We start from the raw sequence: 1,430 nt of genomic DNA, 5'->3' as shown, positions 1-1,430 counted from the left end.
GGCGCAGCCGGCCAGGGGCAGGGTTATACGGTAAACTACTATGAGACCAACCCTGAGCTACCGGGTGGAGCTACCCCTATAGCAGATCCTACATCGTATACCAATCCGGGTCCGCAGGCCGTGACAACACTTTATGTGGAGGTGATCACCACCGATGGCTGTAAGAGCTACACGACCCTTACCATAAAAGTGCTGCCATTACCGCAGCCGAACTTCAACCCGACACCTCTTGAGCAGTGTGATGGCGATGCCACACCGGGTACAGAGGTATTTGACCTGACCCAGAGAGCCAATGAGATCAGTGCCAACGGATCGAACTACATACTGAGCTACTATGCCACGGCGGAAGATGCCCAGGCAGGAACCAACCCTATAGCCGACCCGACAGCCTACCCAAGTGCAGGCGGAGAGGTATATGTAAGGGTAGAGATGAACAGCAACAACCCATCAGAGCCACGCTGCTACCAGGTAGTGACGCTGCAACTGATCGTTAACCCGCTGCCACCGATAGCCGACCTTGATAACATTGCCCACTGCCAGGTGAACACCACCGGATCGGATGTGTTCAACCTTACCCAGGAGATCAACGATATCCTGATAGCACAGGGTGTAGACCCGGCCAATTATGATGTTGACTTCTTTACCGATGCGGCCCTTACCAGCCCTGCCATCCCTGTGAATGCTTACCCGGTAAGCGGAGGTTCGGCTACTATTTATGTAAGGATCGTAGACCTTGTAACAGGCTGTGAGATCGTTAAGGAAGTAGACCTTCTGGTAGAAGAGGCAGCCATAGCGAATCCTGTGACCACAGTATTCAACGAGTGTGATTATGACGGAGCAAACGACGGGGTTATCACTTACTGGGACCTTACCCTTGCTACCCCAGACATCCTTGGAAGCCAGGATCCGGCCGACTATACGGTAACCTATTATGAGAGCGATCCTAACATTGACGACCCTAATGCCGTAAATGTACCTATCGCCAACCCACAGGCTTATACCAATACCACAGCGGGCACAATGACCATCTGGGCAGTAGTGACCAACACCTCGACGGTGAGCGGCTGTAAGGCAAAGACAAGCTTTACCATTACGGTAGAGGAATTACCAGAGCCAGTAATCACCGGTGGAACGATCTGTGTTGACATGGGCACGGAAGCCGTGGTAAGGCCACTGCTTATCGATACAGGCCTTGATGCCACCCATAGCTTCCGATGGTTCCTGAACGGAGAAGAGCTACCGAACCAGACAGGCCCTAGCTTACTGGCACAGGCAGAAGGAAGCTATACGGTAATCGCAACGAGTGCTACAGGCTGCGTGTCTGAAGAATCAGCAGCGGCAGTAGTGATCAAAAGCGGATCGGCCGTTAAAGTGGGCAGGGGTTATTATGTGACCAACTACTTTAGCGACAACCAGACCATAACAGTAAC

The 1,430-nt window shown here is 52.6% G+C and carries 1 pseudogene; it reads left to right on the top strand.

Annotated elements, in window-relative coordinates:
• A pseudogene (locus DEU42_RS17490) lies at positions 1 to 1,430 on the top strand (hypothetical protein); the annotation flags it as partial.

The sequence above is a fragment of the Flavobacterium sp. AG291 genome, from assembly GCF_003350375.1.
In the GTDB taxonomy this organism is placed as follows: domain Bacteria; phylum Bacteroidota; class Bacteroidia; order Flavobacteriales; family Flavobacteriaceae; genus Flavobacterium; species Flavobacterium suzhouense.
Note: the sequence above shows the minus strand (reverse complement) of the source record. Positions and strands in the feature narration are given on the sequence as shown.